19 protein-coding genes are annotated in these 19,354 nt (G+C 59.8%); 5 read left to right on the top strand and 14 right to left on the bottom strand.

Annotated features, from left to right (window positions below):
- Nucleotides 1-19: 19 nt before the first annotated feature.
- The 6 genes from BGO89_03355 to BGO89_03330 are packed head-to-tail and all read right to left on the bottom strand — an operon-like array spanning nucleotide 20 to nucleotide 6,076.
- Nucleotides 20-1,351: a cell division protein FtsB gene (locus tag BGO89_03355; protein OJX58289.1), complete on the bottom strand. Its 1,332-nt coding sequence runs from the start codon at nucleotides 1,349-1,351 to the stop codon at nucleotides 20-22.
- Nucleotides 1,351-2,319, bottom strand: a complete 969-nt coding sequence (locus BGO89_03350; GenBank protein ID OJX58279.1) for a magnesium chelatase — start codon at nucleotides 2,317-2,319, stop codon at nucleotides 1,351-1,353. The genes BGO89_03355 and BGO89_03350 overlap by 1 nt, the downstream gene beginning before the upstream one ends.
- Nucleotides 2,316-3,497 (bottom strand): hypothetical protein, encoded by a 1,182-nt coding sequence (locus BGO89_03345; GenBank protein ID OJX58278.1) that lies wholly within the window; start codon nucleotides 3,495-3,497, stop codon nucleotides 2,316-2,318. The genes BGO89_03350 and BGO89_03345 overlap by 4 nt, the downstream gene beginning before the upstream one ends.
- Complete coding sequence (locus BGO89_03340; GenBank protein OJX58277.1) at nucleotides 3,494-4,204, bottom strand: hypothetical protein; 711 nt, start codon at nucleotides 4,202-4,204, stop codon at nucleotides 3,494-3,496. Before BGO89_03340 ends, BGO89_03345 begins: the two co-directional genes overlap by 4 nt.
- Nucleotides 4,201-5,082 carry a hypothetical protein gene (locus BGO89_03335; protein ID OJX58276.1) on the bottom strand — a complete coding sequence of 294 codons (882 nt, stop codon included), beginning with the start codon at nucleotides 5,080-5,082 and terminating at the stop codon, nucleotides 4,201-4,203. Before BGO89_03335 ends, BGO89_03340 begins: the two co-directional genes overlap by 4 nt.
- Before the next feature lie 13 nt (nucleotides 5,083-5,095).
- Nucleotides 5,096-6,076 (bottom strand): hypothetical protein, encoded by a 981-nt coding sequence (locus BGO89_03330; GenBank protein ID OJX58275.1) that lies wholly within the window; start codon nucleotides 6,074-6,076, stop codon nucleotides 5,096-5,098.
- 9 nt (nucleotides 6,077-6,085) lie between these two features.
- Between BGO89_03330 and BGO89_03325 the strand changes: the two genes are divergently transcribed.
- Nucleotides 6,086-6,865 (top strand): hypothetical protein, encoded by a 780-nt coding sequence (locus BGO89_03325; protein OJX58274.1) that lies wholly within the window; start codon nucleotides 6,086-6,088, stop codon nucleotides 6,863-6,865.
- Between the two features lie 3 nt (nucleotides 6,866-6,868).
- Here BGO89_03325 and BGO89_03320 read toward each other — a convergent pair whose 3' ends face one another.
- From BGO89_03320 to BGO89_03310, 3 genes are read right to left on the bottom strand one after another with little or no spacing between them, the layout of a single operon-like run.
- Nucleotides 6,869-9,238: a hypothetical protein gene (locus tag BGO89_03320; protein OJX58273.1), complete on the bottom strand. Its 2,370-nt coding sequence runs from the start codon at nucleotides 9,236-9,238 to the stop codon at nucleotides 6,869-6,871.
- A gap of 7 nt (nucleotides 9,239-9,245) precedes the next feature.
- Nucleotides 9,246-10,019, bottom strand: a complete 774-nt coding sequence (locus BGO89_03315; GenBank protein ID OJX58272.1) for a hypothetical protein — start codon at nucleotides 10,017-10,019, stop codon at nucleotides 9,246-9,248.
- A gap of 27 nt (nucleotides 10,020-10,046) precedes the next feature.
- Nucleotides 10,047-12,017: a hypothetical protein gene (locus BGO89_03310; GenBank protein ID OJX58271.1), complete on the bottom strand. Its 1,971-nt coding sequence runs from the start codon at nucleotides 12,015-12,017 to the stop codon at nucleotides 10,047-10,049.
- A 50-nt stretch (nucleotides 12,018-12,067) separates the two neighbouring features.
- Between BGO89_03310 and BGO89_03305 the strand changes: the two genes are divergently transcribed.
- The 4 genes from BGO89_03305 (at nucleotide 12,068) to BGO89_03290 (ending at nucleotide 15,116) form a co-directional block, all read left to right on the top strand.
- Entirely contained in the window at nucleotides 12,068-13,150 is a 1,083-nt protein-coding gene (locus BGO89_03305; GenBank protein OJX58270.1) for a peptide chain release factor 1, read from the top strand.
- A 190-nt stretch (nucleotides 13,151-13,340) separates the two neighbouring features.
- On the top strand, nucleotides 13,341-13,802 hold the full coding sequence (locus BGO89_03300; GenBank protein ID OJX58269.1) for a hypothetical protein: 462 nt from the start codon (nucleotides 13,341-13,343) through the stop codon (nucleotides 13,800-13,802).
- A 61-nt stretch (nucleotides 13,803-13,863) separates the two neighbouring features.
- Nucleotides 13,864-14,217 carry a DoxX family protein gene (locus tag BGO89_03295; GenBank protein OJX58268.1) on the top strand — a complete coding sequence of 118 codons (354 nt, stop codon included), beginning with the start codon at nucleotides 13,864-13,866 and terminating at the stop codon, nucleotides 14,215-14,217.
- Between the two features lie 56 nt (nucleotides 14,218-14,273).
- Nucleotides 14,274-15,116, top strand: a complete 843-nt coding sequence (locus BGO89_03290) for a hypothetical protein (GenBank protein ID OJX58267.1) — start codon at nucleotides 14,274-14,276, stop codon at nucleotides 15,114-15,116.
- Nucleotides 15,117-15,496: 380 nt separating this feature from the next.
- On the opposite strand, the gene BGO89_03285 is transcribed toward BGO89_03290, so the two are convergent.
- The 5 genes from BGO89_03285 to BGO89_03265 form a co-directional block, all read right to left on the bottom strand.
- Nucleotides 15,497-15,946 (bottom strand): hypothetical protein, encoded by a 450-nt coding sequence (locus BGO89_03285; protein ID OJX58266.1) that lies wholly within the window; start codon nucleotides 15,944-15,946, stop codon nucleotides 15,497-15,499.
- Between the two features lie 49 nt (nucleotides 15,947-15,995).
- On the bottom strand, nucleotides 15,996-16,214 hold the full coding sequence (locus BGO89_03280; GenBank protein ID OJX58265.1) for a hypothetical protein: 219 nt from the start codon (nucleotides 16,212-16,214) through the stop codon (nucleotides 15,996-15,998).
- Between the two features lie 233 nt (nucleotides 16,215-16,447).
- A complete protein-coding gene (locus BGO89_03275; protein ID OJX58264.1) occupies nucleotides 16,448-17,191 on the bottom strand; it encodes a hypothetical protein in 744 nt (247 codons plus the stop codon).
- 42 nt (nucleotides 17,192-17,233) lie between these two features.
- Nucleotides 17,234-17,515 carry a hypothetical protein gene (locus tag BGO89_03270; protein OJX58263.1) on the bottom strand — a complete coding sequence of 94 codons (282 nt, stop codon included), beginning with the start codon at nucleotides 17,513-17,515 and terminating at the stop codon, nucleotides 17,234-17,236.
- Between the two features lie 244 nt (nucleotides 17,516-17,759).
- Nucleotides 17,760-19,304 carry a methylmalonyl-CoA carboxyltransferase gene (locus BGO89_03265; protein OJX58262.1) on the bottom strand — a complete coding sequence of 515 codons (1,545 nt, stop codon included), beginning with the start codon at nucleotides 19,302-19,304 and terminating at the stop codon, nucleotides 17,760-17,762.
- Between the last annotated feature and the right edge of the window lie 50 nt (nucleotides 19,305-19,354).

Below are 19,354 nucleotides of genomic sequence, written 5' to 3'. Positions count from 1 at the left end.
CTCCCAGGGGTTCGACCGGTCAAATTACCCCGCGGGCCTTCAATTCCAAGTAGGTGTTGATGGTGGCCGTCGTGAGGCCGGACGGTGGCGTGAGCACGGCCACGATGCCATGACGCTGCAGTTCGCGCACGATCTCTCGCTTCTGCAGGGCAGTGATTTCGGCGACGGTACGGACGTAGATTGCCTCCACCGTTTCGGGCGCCTCCTTCGTGAGTTCCTTCAGTTCGGTGTTCTCGAACAGGAGCACGACGAGGAGGTGACGCCGGGCGATGGCCCTGAGGTACGGAATCCTGCGGCGCAGCGTGGTGATGGATTCCACGTTCGTGTAGTAGAGCAGCAGACTGCGCTGACGCACCATGTTCTTCACCAGCGAGTAGAGCAGCTCGTCACTGGATTCGCGGAAGTCGGTGTTGACGTGATAGAGCGATTCCAGGATACGTCCCATCTGCGACGGCGTGCCATCGCTCGCCAGAAGATTGCCCGGCTGATGTCCGTAGGTGATGAGACCGACACGGTCGTGCTTCTTGATGGCGATGTTGCTGATGACGAGCGAAGCGTTGACGGCATAGTCGAGCAGCGTCATTCCGTCGAAGGGCATCTTCATCGCGCGGCCCATGTCGATCACCGAATACACATCCTGCGATCTCTCGTCCTGGTACTGGTTCACCATCATCTCGCCGGAACGCGCGGTGGCCTTCCAGTTCATCGTCCGCACATCGTCACCGGCCACGTACTGCTTGATCTTCTCGAACTCCATCGTATGTCCGATACGGCGTATACGCTTCATGCCATGACGCGACAGCCGGTTGCTGAAGGCCAGCAGCTCGAACTTCTTCATCTGGATGTAGGATGGATAGACGGGCAACATCCGTTCGGCATCGCAGGCGAAGCGGCGCTGCACGAATCCTATCGGACTGCCGGCGAAGACGTTGATGGCGCCGAACCTGTACTCGCCCCGATGCAGAGGGCGGAGCGTATAGGCCATGTCGTACGTGCCGCGCGCACCGATCCGGGCATGATGGGACCATGTCCTGATCTGGAACTGATACGGCAGCTCGTCGATGATCTCCAGTCGCGCACGGAAGGCATAGCGGCTCGTGACGACGATACGGATCACGTTATCGTCGCCGTTCGACAGTCGGGCGGCGCTGACGCGCTCGGCATCGATGGCGTGCCGGATGCCGTAGAGCAGGATGGTCTCACCGAGGACGACGGCACCGAGGACGACGGTGGCGAGCTTCATCGGGAGCAGCAGGACAGGCAGCCAATAGGACAGCACCAGTCCCGCGACGCACACGGCGAGTGCCACGAAGAACCGTCTGGTGAGGAACCACGATCGGATGACGGACATCATCGCGGCACGTCGATCGATCGGACGATGTCGGCGATGACGGTATCGGGCGAAAGTCCTTCCATTTCCTTTTCGGGCGTGAGCTGCACGCGATGGCGCAGCACGGGAACGGCCATTTCCTGGATGTCTTCGGGAATCACGAAGTCGCGGCCCCTCATCACGGCGATGGCCTTGGCCGCATTCAGCATACCGATGGATGCGCGTGGAGACGCACCGAGATCGAGTGCCGCATGCGAACGCGTAGCCGATACGATGGAGGCGACGTAGCCGAGCAGATGCTCCTCGACGGTCACGGACTGCACGGCCCGGCGATATGCCACGACCTGGTCCTTCGTCAACAAGGGGCGGATGGCCGAGAGATCGGCCTGACCACGGCGCTCGTGATGACGCCTGAGGATTTCCTTCTCCTCATCGACCGTAGGATACCGGACGTCGATCTTGAAGAGGAACCGGTCCAGTTGCGCTTCGGGCAGTCGATACGTACCCTCCTGCTCGATGGGATTCTGCGTCGCCAGCACGATGAAGGGCTTCGGCAGCGGCATCGTCGAACCGTCGGACGATACCTGGCGCTCTTCCATCACTTCCATGAGAGCGGCCTGCGTCTTGGCCGGAGAGCGGTTGATCTCGTCGGCCAGCACGATGTTGGCGAAGACGGGTCCCTGACGGTACGTGAAATCCAGCGATTTCGGATTGAAGACGCTCGTACCGAGGATGTCCGCCGGCATCAGGTCGGGCGTGAATTGTATGCGCGAGAACGAGCAGTCGAGCATCCGTGCCGTAAGCTTCGCCGCAAGCGTCTTGGCGACACCCGGCACGCCTTCCAGCAGGACGTGGCCATCGGCGAGCACGGCGGCAATGATCAGATCCGTCATGTCGTGCTGGCCTACGATCACCGTGCCGATGGCGCTGCGGATATCGTTGACGGCGTGTTGAAGCAGGCCGAGATCCGGCTGTTCCGTCGAAGTCATGCTGTGCTCCTGGAATGGAAGGTCATGATGGCGTCATGAACGCGTATCACATCGTCGTCCGTCACTTCGGAAAGCGACAGGACGTTCGTCAGTATCTGGAAGACGTCGTTGACGACGTCGATATGGACGCCTGCCGTCGTGGCGATATGCTTCGCCATGACGTCCTGCGGCTGATCCGTGCGGATACGCAGGCGCGTACGCACATGATCGAGGAAGAGCTTCTGCAGCTTCTCCACGAGATCCCTGTTGTCGTGCACGTGATGATAGAGCATGGCCACGGTATGCACGAATTCGACGGTCGTATTCCTGACCGGATCGAGGACGGGAATGGCCCGCTGACGTCGACGTGCGTGCACGACGACGAACAGGGCGAGGCCGGCCATGGTCACGTACCATGCCCACGCCAGTGGCTCGGTATTCGCTACGTACCGCAGGACGCCCTGCCGCTCCTTCGTCTGACCGGGTTTGAAGTGTTCGTCCCATACGACCTCACCGGCAGGGAGATAGGCGAGAATCTTGTCCGCCACGTTCTGGACGGTATCGACGAGGATACCGTAGTTGCCGAGCAGACGAGGCATGGAGAGGAAGTAGATGGCTCCGTCACCGACGGAGCGCCGCACGAAGACGGGCTCGTCTTCCGACGTCACAGCCAGGACGGTCACGCCCGCACTGTCGATGCTGTCGGCCAGCATCACGGCGGCATTCGTCACCGATCGCGGAAATCGCATGGCCTTCGCGGACTTCAGCCGTGGATTCGTGAAGTCGATGGAAGTACTGTCCCACTTCACGTCCGTTCTCATCCGCATGGAGTCGCCGGCGACGATGCCGGCATGATCCGTCACGAGGAAAAGTGTCCCGCCTCTTCGCACGAAGTCCATCAGACTTCCCATACTCGCCGAATCGGGATTGAACATGCCCGTCACGATCATGTACGTACTTCCCTCCGGCACTTCTCCTTCGAGGAAGGCATCCTCGGGTGTGGTCCTGACTACCGTGAGCGCGCGTTCGGGGCGGATCGCCTCGAGCATTCCATAGAGGACCGTGCATCCGTGCGGCTTCGTTTCGTTGCGGCGGAAATCCTCGGACCAGTCGATCGGCTGCGGTTGCAGATACTGGAAGACGACGAGCGCCACGACGATGACGCCGAGCATGACGGTAACGAGGTGCTGACGTTTCATGCGAGCCCCGTCACTTCCTTGCGCAACCTGTCGAAGACCCGTCGGTTGTCTTCGTACGTTCCGACGTCCACCTGCCGCTCGCCGTACCATACCTCTTCGTAGATGCGCACGGCTGCGTCGAACGCGGTGAAGACCGGCTTCGGCCGGAGTTCACGGCGGTAGTGCGTATTCGTCTTGTCCGGCCGCCAGTCGATCAGGTCGGCGCGCTCGAGCTCCTGGAGCATATGCAGATACTGCCAGCGTATCGCTTCACGGTATCGTCCGGCGGCGATGGCCTCGCCCGTCAGTCTGTCGAAGTCGACGGCCGTGATGTCCTCCACGGCGGCATCGGGATCGAAGGTACCTTGCAGGCGAACGTCGCCCGGAGCCAGGGGTGAGGAGTTGCGTCCACGCACGATCATCACGACCACGAAGACGATGATGGCGGCGAGAATCATCCATTTCAGCAGGCTGGCCAGATCGGGATTGTCGAAGGCCAGCGTCGAGAACAGCCGGTCGATCCATGCCAGGATGTCGCCGACGATCGAACGTTCCTCGCGGACGTCGACATAGGCATACGTATCGTCGTTACGCAGATCGGCACGGCGATCCGGACTGAAGGCGGGCCGGGTGACGACGGAAGAGTCCTTCGCCAGGTCCGCGGCCACACTGCCGAACGGAACGATCAGGAGGATCATGGAACACAGGACGCGAAGGAAGACGTTCATTGCGTCGCTTCCGCACCGATGTTCTCGATACGCGCCACGAGGCTCGGCGCCTCATCCTGTTCCAGTGCATCGAAATAGTTGAGCACGACGCCGACGAACATGAAGGTGTTCGCCACCAGATAGAGAACGGAGAACAGTACGGCACTGACGGCCGAATAGATGCGCATCGGCACGGCCATGTCGTCCATGCTTCCGTCCATCGATGCGAAGACCGCGAGGAAGACGGCGATGGCGAGAATCAGCAGAGCGGGTGTGACCACGATGTACTGGACGATTCCGAGCGCCCCGTAGACGACGACCTGACGCCACCATCTGCCGCGCGTCAGCGCGAATGCCTTGCGGACACTTTCGCGTGCGCTCAGACCACCGAAGACATAGAGACAGCCTACCATCTGCGCAGGGACGAAGAGATAGATCATGAGGAAGAACGGGATGAAGCTCAGTGCGATCAACCCTGTTCCCGCGATCAGCACGAACAGCATGAGACTCGGCAGCACGATCACGACCTGTTGCAGGGCCGCCGCTCCGAGAAGACGCTTCCAGTTCTTCTTGATATAGGCCCACGTCTCGGCAACGGACGCGGCGCGCTTCTCGTCGTGATAGATCTTCAGATAGGCCAGAACGACGAGGTGCTGCGATATCACGGCGATCACGTAGCCGATGATCATCAGGAAGGTGCTGGCAACGAGCGAGGCCGTGGCGTTCTGCCATGACGTATCCGTGCCGTTGTCCATCCCCATGAAGGCCGCCTGCAGCATCATCGTTCCACCGACTCCGACGATGAACATCCACGGTCCGGCGATCGCGAACACGCTCTGGATCAGCGGCTTGAACGCCACGTGCATGATGTCGAACACGGCGGATACCAGGTTGCGCAACCGGCGCGACCGGTCAAGCGGTATGTACGATGGCGACATGGGATTCCCTGGTGCGTACGGAGCGTGGAAGTAGAATGAAGTACCACGTGAGGAGCGCTGCGGACAATACGATGAGAAGGACGTCCACGGCGATGGAGACATGTCCCCAGCGTGTGACGAAGCTCTCGAGTATTCCGGCCACGATGGTGAACGGGAAGACGCCGACCAGCATGATCGTGGCGAGACGAACGGCACGGACGAAGGACTGCAACCGCGTATAGGTACCCGGAAACATGATGCCGTTACCGATGACGAAGCCCGCTGCACCTGCCAGAACGATGGTCGTGAGTTCGATCGTACCGTGGATCATCACACCCGCCAGGCCATCGCCGAGCGAACCGTGAAGACCGAACAGCGTGAAGAACGTGCCGACCATGATGCCGTTGTACAGGATGATGAAGGCCGTTCCCACCGATGCCAGCAGACCGAGGATGCAGGACAGGATGTCGACGCGCAGGTTGTTGAGCGTGATCTGTACGACCATGCCCAGGCCATCGTCCTGCTGATAGACTCCGAGCGGATTCCCCGCCTTGATGTTGCGGATCGTCATGTTCACGTAGGAATCGCCCAGGATCAGCCGTACGAAGGTGTCGTCGCCGAGCGTCGACACGACGCCGATGAGAAAGGCCAGGACGAACACTCCCAGCGAGAACAGCAGTGCGGGAGTATTCTCCGCATAGGCCAGCGGCACTTCCTCCGTCCAGAACGTCAGGAACCGCTTGCGTCGTTCCTTGCGGTTCTTGTAGATGTAGTGGTAGACCCTGGCCGTCAGGTCGTTGATGTAGGCGAAGGTCTTCGTGCCGGGATAGTACGTGGACGCATAGGCCAGGTCGTCGGTAAGCTTGACGTACAGCTCCGCCAGGCGGTCAGGACCTACCGACACCGAATCGGAGAGAACGTGTTCGACCTCCCTCCACGTATCCTGATGTAATCGGACGAAAGCTACTTCGCGCATCGGGCAAATATGCGATATTCGAACATGAGTCAAGTCAACATCGCCACGACGCAGAACGTCGACATCCACTTCGAAGCAGCCAATCCTCTGGACCGCATGTTGTCCTACTTCGTCGACATGCTGGTACTCTACGGATACTTTTCCGTCGTCGGTATCGTAGCGGGTCTGGTGGCAGCTTCGCTGTTGGAGAACGATGCAACCGGCATGGCCATCGTCGTCTATGGCCTGCTCTACCTTCCACCGGTGCTCTACCCGCTGTTGTGCGAGATCATGCTCAATGGTCAGACGCTCGGCAAACGCGCCATGAAGATCCGCGTCCTGCGGCTGGACGGCACGCAGCCCACGGTGGGCAACTACGTCGTACGCTGGCTGACGGGTCTGTTCGAGATATCCATGTTCCCCGCCATCGCCCTGCTCACGACGGTCGCGAGCAGAAGGCATCAGCGCCTCGGCGACATGGCCGCAGGCACGACGGTCGTACGCCTGGCACCGAAGGTATCGCTCGACATGACGTTCGTCAGCGATGGTGCGGAGGAGGCCTATCAGCCCCGGTTCCCGCAGGTGCGGATGTTGACGGAGCAGGATGCCGAAACGCTGCGCGATCTGCTGACGGTGATCGCCTTTCGCCGCATATCGAGGGATGCCGCCATCCGCCTTACATGGCGTGCGAAGGAACGGCTCGAAGAAGTCTATGGTCTGCGTTCGGACCTCGTACCCGTCGAACTCATCCGTGCCGTCGTGGCCGACTACAACGCCGTCAACGGCCGCATGGAGTGGCAACCGAGCTGATCGTCAGAAACGCCAGCGGACACCGAGGTTGGCGGAAAGATACTGGAGGCGCCACATGCCTTCCGACGTGAGGTTGCTGAGGACGGTCGTATACATGCCTTCGAGGAAGACGGAAGCGCGGAAGCTCACCGGATAGGCGAAGCCCAATCCTCCGTACAGACCGAAGTTCATACCGTTCAGCGATGAAAGCGACGTCGGGTCGATGGTCATCGTCGACCCCTGTCCGTTACCGAAGGTACGGTTCGCCGGACGAAGGATGGTGCGTTGAACATCGACGGCCGACCCAAGCGGCATCGATGCCTGCAGACCACCGAGCACGTAGAAGTATCGTTCGAGCGTATACTCGATACCGAGACCGAGATTGACGTACGGCGCCGACAGCTTCACCGTCGTACCCTCCTGATAGGGCACCACTGTATTCGTCGTCGTATCGAAGACCGATCCCATCGTACTGTCGGGAGCGAGCAACGTACCACCGACCGTCGTGAGGGACAAGCGCGCCGTGACTACGACGTCCTGCGACACCCGGCGTCCTACCAGCAATCCGAACCATCCGCCCGGCCCCTGGGCCGTACCGAACGTTCCCGGCGTGGACAGATTTCCCGACGTACTGAATGACGTCGTCTGGAACGCATGGGTAAAGGAACCGTAGGCACCTACCTGCCACGTGTGATCGGCAGCGCAGATGACGTCGCGCCCTTCGTTCAGCATGAAGACGTACCGCTCGCTGCGGCTGTCGAACATGTAGCAGAGCGTATAGGTGCTTTCGTTGCCGGCCACGTCCGTCGCCTGCAATACCATGCGGCCAGCCGATCCCGACGTCGACGGGCGGACCCTGATACCGGCCTGGGGTGCACCTTCGTCGATCTTCGGAATCGATGCTTCGAGTGCGGATGCGAACAGGACCTTGACGCTCTTCAGACCGCGATCGAAGACGCGGTCGTCACGGAACGTCACCTGATAGTCGTCGCGTATGGGTTTGCCTTCGGCAGTCGGTGCGAGGGTATCCACCATCCTGCTTATCTCGAAGAAGGACTGCCCTGCCATGTTCCCGTATGCATCGTAGGCATCGGTGCGGAAACCGAAGCCGTAGGAATACAGACCGAACGGCGTCTCGCTCTTGATGACGTGCGTACCGTACGGCAGCGGCACCTGGGCGATGGAATACCGGCTCTCGCCGAGCACGACGAACATGTTGGAATCGATACGGCGTCCGTTCAGGCGCAGTTCCCTGATCGACGGCGTAGGAGCCACGACGTTGATATAGTGGTGCCAGTCACCGTTGATGGGTGTCGCGAAACGGTATTCCCTCAGGAACTGTTGCGTGGGGCTCACGAGAATCATCATCGGATCGCCCACGCTGTCGCCGTTCTTGAAGCCCTGTGCGAACTGGGCCACGAGGACGGGCTTGTCGGCCGTAAGCTGGATGTGGCGTGCGACGTTCAGGTTCTCGAAGAACTCACCGGCCTTGAGTACGGCCACGAGCCTGGCATCCTCGAACACCTTCGTGGCGTCTTCGGAAGCGATGACGCGATAGGTATAGCGAGAACGCTCCTTGAGCATACCCAGATAGTAGTGCATTCCCCATGCCGAGATCGGAGGCAGCTGCTCGACGAGATGGTTGCAGGCCTCGACCTTGGGAGGCACGTAGGCGCACTGGTGACCGCTGAAGACGGCGATGTTCCTGTTCGACAGGATATGCGTGCCGGTGAGGTCGCACTGACCGACGGATTCGAAGCGCGCACCGATCGAATAGACGTCACCCTTGCGGAGCCGCACGGTGAACGGTTGCCCGGCCTTGCGTCCCGTCGATGTCGTCGTCGTCGGTGTCACGGTGACCTCCGTACTGTCTTCCGTGGCGATGACGGAAATCTGCGACAGCAGGTCGGATGCGAGCTTCGTATAGCCGATGGCGCGGTATTCCGTCCCCAGAACGCTTACGGGCAGACCCATGTAGGTATCCGTCGTCTGTACACGGCTGTTCAGACCGTAGACGGCGATCGTCGTGTCCGCCGTGATATGGACGGCCAGGCGTTCCGCCACTTCCAGCGATCTGAGCTGGGCGCGGGCGGGCAGGGCGACGTTGACGACCGTATTGGCCCGCACCTGGATGGTGTTGTCGTAGTTGATTTCCTCGACGCGAATCCGGACGTTGGCATCGTAGCTGCTCGTGAGGAAGAGCTGCAGCTTCAGGAGATCGGGCCTGTTCTGCTGGGCACTGCCTCCGCTTTCGCGGAAGTTCTTCATGAAGCAGACCCAGAATTCGCGTCCTTCGGAGTTCTTCGTGATCAACAGGGGATCTCTCGCCATACCGTCTGCGACGGCGGCCAGGAGGAGCGGAACGAGGATCAGGATACGTACGATATACTTCACGGTTCCCCTACTTCATGATCATGAACGAATGGAAGTAGGTGCCACGATCGGTCGTCATCTGCAGAAGGTAGGCACCGGACGAAAGCTCCCATGCCTCCGGCCGCAGCTCGAACGACTGTAGCCCGGCGGCGCTCTGGATGGGATCGAGCTTGACGAACATCCGTCCGCTCATGTCCCGTACCGTGAAGTGTGCCAGTCCAGGACCTTCCATCGCATATTCGATTCTCGTCATGTCGCGGAACGGATTGGGATAGTTACCCAGGATTCCTTCCACCAGCGGTACGGTACCACCGCCCGGACTTCCCTGTACCCGCACCGTACCGGACGTCAGTGCCGCATCTCCCTGCACCTGACCGTTGACGGCAAGCTCCAGCGGATTCAGCGGGCCGAGCGTATCCGGTCCGGCCAGCCCTTCCACATCGATGGCGCAGAGCAGGCCCGTCGAGGCCTCGGATACGTTGTCGCATTCCACTACCAGCGTCGCCGTCGTGCGATTCGTCACCGTGTTGGAAACGATGCGGACGTCGGGGCACTTGAGGGCATAGCTCGCATCGCCCACGACCTGCCGTATACGTATCACCGTCGGAGGATAGGCGAAGGACAGTCGCACCGTACCGCTCGTCCCTGCATCCAGGGCGCCGGAAACGACGATGCGCGTCGTCTGGCCATAGCGGAGAATCGTTTCGGATGGCACCGTGACGCTCCCCCCTGCATGGCATGTCGCACTCGCAGCCAGAAGAGCCAGTATGGTGAACAGAATGGACGTGGTGATTCGGCGCATGGACGCAATATACCAAGGGCTGATGTGCTAGAATTCCTGCAGGACGATCACCTCGTAGCCTTTCGTCTTGTTCCCGGTGACGATCAGCGAGGTGCAATTGCCCAGTGGAGCGTACTGGACCGGCAGTGTATAGATCTGTGTGAAGGCATCGCTGTCGTAGAAGAACAGTGTTCCACGACGTTCGTTGACGACCGTGTTGACGGGCGAGGCAGTGCCGTAGGCCACACGGTCGGCCATGCGCTCGGCACCTGGATCGCTCTTCGGAATCGAATCGTAGGCCACGGAAACGAGGGCGACGTCCTCGGTGGCATTGATGACCCGGCGCATGGAGCGGCCGAACTGGGGTAGCAGCGGGTCGCTGACGATACCAATGATGCCCGGCGTACCGCCGCCTTCGGCATAGATGGCCAGCGAGCGCTTCCCGGCTTCCACGGCCAGGCTCGTCGTCACTCCACCGATCTGGACTGGAATGGATCCCGTTGCGGCTACCGTCGCCATCGTATTGCGATAGTAGAGCTTGCCGTTCCCGATCATCGTTCCGATCGAGACGGTTTCGAATTCGTCTGTCGGTGAGCCATTGACCACGGTGACCAGCGCGGCCGTGCCAGCAGGAGTCAGCGGGCCGTTCTCCGTCGCGGAGGAAAGCAGCGAAGCGGCGATCGTACCGTCGGGATTGCTCGTCAGGATGATCAGGTATTCGCCTCCGGCTTCGACGCTCATGCTGGCGACCTGGAGCATGGCCGTCGGCGTCATGGACGTCGTGATGGTAAGGGGCAACGTTCCGGGAGCCACGGCCTGGACGTCGGATACGGCACCGAAGGCGAGGCTTCGCGCCAGGACCATGCCTGCGCTGATACCGTTCGACTGCGATGCATCCGAGCGGCCACCGATGGAGACGCCCACCCTGCCCGTGGACGGGGCGACGTGGACGACCCGGACGAGGGCCTTCGATGCCGCATCGGCCGGCTGACGCTGCGGAGCGATGATGATCGATCGCTTGGCCCCGGCACTGTCGGCCGTCACCATCGTGTAATGACTGCGCACACCGAGGGAGATGCTGTCGTTCAGCGTGGCACCACCCGTGAAGGACACGTCGAACCCGTCGGGACGATCGCTGATGCACGTCGGGACGTTATTCCATGCGCTGACGGTGTTCTGCGGCAACGATACGGCAAGGGGCTGACCGCTCGACGAATGCTGGACGGTGACGGCTTCCGACGCCGTGTTGACGATGCGGAAGTCGGCCGTACGCGCCGCGACCGGCAGGAGCGGACGTGTGGCGCCCGGCGTCAGGTCCGTCTCCTCGATGAACATCACCTGCGGTGTGGCATCACCCTGCATCGTATACGTGATGATGGAATACGGCGCCCGATCCTTGAGCGTCCCTTCCAGGATGCCCAGGAGACGTTCTCCCGCTGCCGTCGTCTCCATCAGGGAGAACACCGCCTGCCCCGGGGCCATGCTCGCATAGAGCGAGGCACCACCGTAGCCGACGGTATCGTGCAGGATGGCACCGCTCGGACAGCCGATACGCAGACGATACTTGCGGAGCGTATCGGGAACCATGTTCACGAGTCGCACCGATGCGTCGTTCGTGGTGAGCAGCGCGGCCGTGGCATTGTGCAGGATGATCGTATCGAGCACCGGCGCCGCATTGGGGCTGGCGATGGTGAAGACGTCGTAAACGCTGTTACGGATGAACATCATCCGTTTGTCCGAACGGTACTCGGACGTGCTGCCGCGCAGTATTTCGATGAAGCTCGAATCCGACGGGGCGCCGACGACGGCGCTGAAGGATGCCGATGGTACTTCCGAAGTCTGGATGTTCAGCTCCAGCAGCATCCTGCGCGATGCTCCGTCCGGCACCATGTTGAACAGACGCAGGGAAACGTTGTTCGAGTTCGGAGGCGGGTTGATGATGGACTGATCCTCGCTGGCACATGCAGCGCAAAGCAGCACCACGGCCAGCATGACGATGACATTTCTCTTCATGGCCATCCAATTTGCGATAATTTTGCCTGTTCATTGTTTCCAGTCCGCTGCCGTCCGTGAAAAACCGCCTCGAATCCATCCTCGACCGCTATCGCTCGATAGAACATTCCCTGAACGATCCTGACGTCGTCAACGACACCAGGCGGTTGCGTGACGTCTCGCGTGAATACAAGACGCTCCAGCCCGTCGCTGCCGCTGCGGAGGACTATCTGTCGCTCCTGCGTCGGCTCGACGAGAACAGGGCCATCATCGACGACCCGACCACGGATTCCGACATGCGCGACATGGCCTACGACGATTCGCGGGCCCTGCAGGCCGAACTGGACGAACGTGAGGAGATCCTTCGTGTATTGCTGATTCCGAAGGATCCCAACGACATGCGCGACTGCATCGTGGAAATCCGCGCTGGAACGGGCGGAGACGAAGCGGCCATCTTCGTCGGCGACCTCTATCGCATGTATCAGCGGTATTGCGAAGGCAAGGGCTGGACGGTCGAGACGATCGACTTCACCGAAAGCGAACGCGGCGGCTTCAAGGAAATGACCTTCGGCGTCAGTGGTGAGGAAGCCTTCGGCTTCCTCAAGTACGAGAGCGGTGTCCACCGCGTCCAACGTGTGCCCGATACCGAAACGCAGGGGCGCATCCATACGTCGGCCGCCACCGTTGCCGTCCTGCTCGAGGCCGAGGAAGTCGACGTCCAGATCAACGACGCCGACCTGCGTATCGACATCTTCCGAAGCGGGGGCAAGGGCGGGCAGAACGTCAACAAGGTGGAAACGGCCGTGCGACTCGTCCATCTTCCCACGGGCATCGTCGTCCAGTGCCAGGACGAGCGTTCCCAGCTCAAGAACAAGGACAAGGCCATGAAGGTGTTGCGCGCCCGCCTCTACGAGCTGGAACTCGAGAAGCAGCAGGCCGCCATCGCCGGCGCACGCAAGAGCATGGTCAAGTCCGGCGATCGCAGCGAGAAGATCAGGACGTATAACTGGCCCCAGAACCGCGTCACGGACCATCGTCTGGATGGCGAGGCGAAGAACCATCCTCTGCAGCAGGTCGTCGACGGCGATCTCGACCCCATCATCGAAGCGCTTCGGATGGCCGACCGCGCCCAGGCTATGAGTACGGGAAGCAGCGACTGAATCAGACGATCCGGGTCTATGTCCGATGCTCATCCTGCATTCCAGGCCCGAGCCTTTCCCCATCCCGCACGGGGATCGAATGTTCGTCCGGACATGCCGGATGAATCCGCGACGTGAACCACCATTGTTCGATTGATGATACGTCTAATTGCGTGTTTCAACACGTAATATCATTTCGTATACTTGCACCATGGGTGAAAAGCTACAGGAACGGCTCCAGCAGAAAACATTCTCGTCTCCGTATCAGGAAGCGATGCTGAACCTGCTCGTCTGCGCGGACTTTCTCAACCGCCGCATGGAAGAACTCTGTACACCCTACGGCATCACCGCCGCGCAATACAACGTCCTGCGCATATTGCGTGGTGTCTACCCCGAGGGACATCCCCGCTGCGAAATCATCGAGCGGATGATACAGGTGGCCCCCGACGTGACGAGACTGATCGACAGGCTCGCCCGTTCGGGATTCGTCAGACGTGGAAAGAGCAGCAACGACGGACGGTTGTCGCTCACCTTCATCACGCAGGCGGGACTGGATCTGTTGACGTCGATGCAGAACGACATTCAGGATCTCGATACCGGTCTCATGAACCGCATGTCGGACAAGGACGCCAGGACGCTATCCAGACTATGTGAAAAAGTGTACGGCGGCTGAAACGGCCGATCGTTTTACTCACGTTCGTTGGGAGGCCTGCATGAATGTTCCTCTTCTTGTGATGGGACGGGTATTCTTCATGATACCGTTCCTTGTCTTCGGCATCATGCACCTGATGGCAGGTGAACAGATGGCCGGCATGGTGCCTATTCCGGGTGGAGTCATCTGGATCTACATCACGGGCATCGCCCAGATCGCCGCGGCGATCTCCATCCTCACGGGCAAGCAGACACGGCTGGCCTGTATCCTGCTCGCACTGCTGATGCTCATCTACGTGGTCACGATGCATATTCCTGGCATGATGCATGCCGCGAACCAGGCCGCATCCCAGGCTTCGATGAGTGCGGCCCTGAAGGATCTCGGTCTTGCAGGCGGAGCGCTGATCCTCGCCTACGTGCACTCGAACAAGGCATAAGTTCCGACACCAACACGATCCGGCGCCGGCTGCCCTGCAGCCGGCGCCGTTCCATGATGAAGATATTCCTCTCTCTCGTCGTCCTCGTCCTCATCGACACGCTCGGCCTGCGTACGCAACACTCCATCGATCCGGCACGGGATCCGATACAAGCCGTGATGCTCACCGATATCCGTGACCGGAGCCCACGACAGTCCACCGGCACGGCGCAGAATGCAGCCACGCTCGCCGATGCCCAGGATCAATCCGTACACTGGTCCACCGCCCATGCACAGGACCTGGCGATCCTCGTCGACATCCACGATCGCCATACACCACAGGTCGCTGATCCGCCACAGGACGAAACGACGCTCGTCAATCCCGGCGATCCGCATATGGTACAGTCTGCGGGTCTGGCTCAGGAAGTGGCCGCGCTCATCAACCGTGTGAGAACGGAGCCGTCGTTCTTTCTCCGGGACATCGAGAACTACTACCGTCATGTACGTTCCTTCACACCGAACAAGCGAGAGCTGGAGAAGGCCGTCAAGGAAATCAGGAAACAGCTCGTGAAGCAGAAGCCGCTCGCACCGCTCTCGTTCGACAGTATTCTCGTACGTGCAGCCATCGACCATCTTCGTGACACGGAACGTCATGCGCTGATCGGCCACATCGGGAGCGACGGTTCGACGCCACTCGACCGCGTGAAACGATACAGCGAACGGACGACGATCGGCGAATGCATCACGTACGGCCAACGCACCGCATCGATGATCCTCGCCGCCTTCCTCGTCGACGAAGGAACTCCCGACCGTGGGCATCGGATCAACATCCTCGGTCCGAACTACACGTCCGTCGGCATCGCCACCGGTACGCATCCGAAGTACGGCACGACGGCCGTCATCGTTCTCGCCGCACCGTAGACGAATCGCCGGTTACCGATGCACGAATCGCACCGCAGGTCAGCATCTCCATGTCGGTACGGTTCGACCACCATCTGGAGATACGGATGTGAATCGGTTCATTGTATGACGACATGTGTGTCGAACACGTACCGCAGTTGCGGAGGTGGACCGCGTGCGATGATGAAGCGGCTTGACCGAGAGGTATCTCACCCGCATACGCGGGGATGAGCCGCGGTTGCGGGGTGGAAGCGTTGCGCAGCCTGTATATCCTCGTACCTGCACCGTCCCCGCTTATCGTCAATGGATCCAGATATCTCACCCAGACCTGCGGGAATTCATCGAATCGTCAGCACTAGGCATACAGACGGATTCGCATAGCGCAGTAGATCGAAACGATATCATGTTCGAACATTGCGCAGCCATATCATACGAGCGAATACGAACGACAGAAGCAGAATGGGCAGCGGAAGAAGTGCCACCATTCCATACAGATAGCGTTCCGATACGAAGAATGCGACACTGACGAGTACCGTCACCATGAAGCCAGGGCGGATGGCGCACCGCCCCACATGGATCCACCATCTCGTCGGACGCCCTTCGTCGGATGCACTACCATCATCGTCCATACCGAACAGTATGGATAGCGCCCCACCTTTCCTTCCGAGCAGTCGCATCTGCTTCACGTGGTAGGTGGCGAAGACGATCATGAGAATGATCGCCACCATGGAGGGGGCGAGTCCGTTACGGAACCCGTGAAATGTCATCGTATACGCACTGGCGAAGAGCATTGCCATGTTCGCAACAAGGAATGCGGCACAGGTCAGATTACGTCGAACGATACGATCCATGGACTATTCTCGGTATGTATTTGTTTCGGCTCGAATCCCGACTCATCGCTCAGGGCGTACTTCCCGGTCCGGCATCGATGGTGAAGATGGGCTTGCCCTGCAAAGTCCAGTCGTACATCCATCCCGGAATCGAATATGCGACATCCGGCGCACAATCACTACGCCGGCTACATGTGGTCGGCGTGCTGTTGTATTGCTCGGGATTGCACTCGACAACTACACCGACGTTGAATACACCGATGATAGAAATGAGAGGATAGGATGCCATAGCCGAGCCGACACCACCCCCGACGGCTTCGGAGCAGTCGCATGATCGTGGGCCAGAGACTGCGTAATCACTCGCAGGAGCAGTGTCGGGATTACATGAAGGGTGGGTTCCTCCTGTTCCAGGTAGCTGTTTCGACGTGAGCGCATGAATCACGCCCACGATACTCACCATGAGCATGACAGTCAGAGTGGTCATTCTCATCATATCGATTGAAGGTATGTGTTGTGAATGTTCTACTGCACCATCATCGTACTTGTACATACTACAGCTCCGGCACTATTGATACCGCAGACGATGAACAGCCCCACTCCGGTAGCAAGTGCCTTCGTGCTTGGCCAGCTCGTTACGGATGCGTCAGCCACTGGCGACCCTTGCTGGGAGAAGGCCTTGACTTGTACGATACCGTTCGACGACACGGCTGCATTGACCGTACCGGTGGTGCCGTTCGTAACGGCCATGCCGCGGTTTCCGGCGGAGGCACGGCACACATTGTTCGAGTCGACCACTGCCATGAAGTTCTCGAAGTAGGGGTTGTTCAGGAATGTTCTGACACGCGCCGTACTGAAGATATCGCCGCGTGTGAAGGTGTCGTTTGATCCGCCGCTGGTATAGACATTGACACGGATGCAGGCGAGTATCGTATCCGTGATATGCGACGGTATGACGTATCTGACCTTCGATGCCAGCGGATAGATGGAGTAAACGCATGGCGACGACGCTCCGCTCTGACTGATACGGAACGTGTCGAGCAGGGCCATACGCTGGCCGTCCGACTGCCGTACCAGTTCGACGGCATACGACACGACGTCGTCCGATACGCACTTCGACAACGGGACATTGGCAGTACCGCCCCGTTTGATCCAGTAGACATAGCGAAAGAAGCCGATGGTATCGCCCGCGATGACGGGCATATAGGCCGTACGCGACAGCTCACTCAACTGTGTATTGGTGACTTCGTTGAAGTACTGCTGGGTCATCCTGTTCCAGTTCCAGACTTTCTCACGGCACCAGCTATCCAGTCATATACGGCGCCCATTGCTCAGGAAGTCATCGAAGACAATCTTCGTTACAGTCGAATCCGACTGTGTTTCGAAATGCCACTGAGCCGTCCAGATGCGCGGATCGATCCGGTTGTCAGTGTCGAGCCCATTCGGGGTCAGAGGATAGATTTCCGCATCCGGTCGGTAGAACTGGAAGGACGAATCGCATTGCGCGAGCGCGGATATCGACAGGAAGCATAGGGCCAACAACGGCATGGCCACCCGGGACATCGTACACATAGGACCCTCGTTCGTGACCACATAGGCGGCACCGACGGCGATACCGCTTCATGTTGCATGTGCGTGCGAACGTACGTCGGTCACCATGCCATCTACGGTCATAGTCTCTGCGATGTCGATACTATCGACGATTACTTTACAGAATAGCCATATCACTGTATGAATGCGTCATCTGCGTGTACCATATATGCGGAACACGAACCGGCGTTCAGGCACGACACCCGAACGCCATATCGTCTCTTCATTTCGACGGCCGACAACCCCGTTACAACGGAATGTTGCCGTGCTTCTTCCATGGATTGGTGTCGACCTTGTTCCGGAGCGAACGCAGGGCCGTGACGAGCTTCATGCGCGTGTACTGCGGTTCGATCACGTCGTCCACGAAGCCACGCTCGGCGGCTTCGTACGGATTGGCGAACTGGACGTTGTACTGATCCTGCAATTCCTGCATGCGCTGCTGCTTGTCCTCCGCCTTGTCGATCTCCTTGCGGTAGAGGATTTCTACGGCACCCTTGGCACCCATGACGGCGATTTCGGCCGTGGGCCAGGCAACGTTGTAGTCGCCGCGGATATGCTTGGAGTTCATCACGTCGTAGGCGCCGCCATAGGCCTTGCGGGTAATGACGGTAAGCTTGGGCACCGTGGCTTCGCAGAATGCATAGAGCAGCTTGGCACCATGGCGTATGATGCCGCGCCATTCCTGGTCCGTACCCGGCAGGAAGCCCGGAACGTCCTCGAAGACGATCAGTGGAATGCCGAAGGCGTCGCAGAAGCGGACGAAGCGCGCGCCCTTGATGGAACTGTTGATGTCCAGCACACCTGCGAGCGAAGCCGGCTGATTGGCCACGATACCTACGGACATTCCGTCCATCGTGGCGAAGCCGACGATGATGTTGGTGGCATAGCCCTCGTGGACTTCGAAGAAATCGCCTTCATCGACGATCTCGCGGATCACGTCCTTCATGTCGTAGGGATGGTTCGGATTGGCGGGAACGACATGACGCAGCTTGTCGCAGATACGGTCGGGAGCGTCGGTCGTCGGACGATGCGGAGGCTTCTCGCGATTGCTGAGAGGAACGAAGGACATGAGCTTGCGCACGGCGAGCAGACATTCCACTTCGTTCTCCATCGCGAAGTGCGCCACCCCGGATCGTTCGGCATGCGTATCCGCACCTCCGAGCTCTTCGAAGCTGACCTCTTCGTGCGTGACGGTCTTCACGACTTCCGGGCCCGTGACGAACATGTAGGACGTTCCCTTCGTCATGAAGATGAAGTCCGTGAGCGCCGGCGAGTAGACGGCGCCACCGGCACAGGGTCCGAGCACGACGCTGATCTGGGGAATGACGCCACTGGCGAGCGTATTGCGCAGGAAGATGTCGGCATAGCCGCCGAGTGAAACGACGCCTTCCTGGATACGGGCGCCACCGGAGTCGTTCAGTCCGATGACGGGGGCCCCGATCTTCATGGCATAGTCCATGATCTTGCAGATCTTCTCGGCATGCACTTCGCTGAGCGATCCGCCGAAGACCGTGAAGTCCTGCGAGAAGACGCAGACGGTACGACCGTGGATGGTGCCGACGCCGGTCACCACGCCGTCGCCCAGCGGACGCTGCTTGTCCAGCCCGAATCGTGTGGACCGGTGCCGGGCGAACATGTCGAACTCGTTCAACGAGCCTTCGTCGAGCAGGATGGATAGCCGCTCGCGGGCCGTGAGTTTGCCCTTCGCATGCTGGGAATCGATGCGCGCCTGTCCGCCGCCCAGTTGGGCTTCGGCTTGCAGCGCATGCAGTCGTTCTATTCTCTCGTCCACGTTGTTCTCCTTTGGTTCACGAGGCAGCGAATTTACCACGTATTTTTGCT

This window comes from Candidatus Kapaibacterium thiocyanatum, from assembly GCA_001899175.1.
GTDB lineage: Bacteria > Bacteroidota > Ignavibacteria > Kapaibacteriales > Kapaibacteriaceae > Kapaibacterium > Kapaibacterium thiocyanatum.
This window is presented reverse-complemented; position numbering and strand designations above follow the sequence as displayed.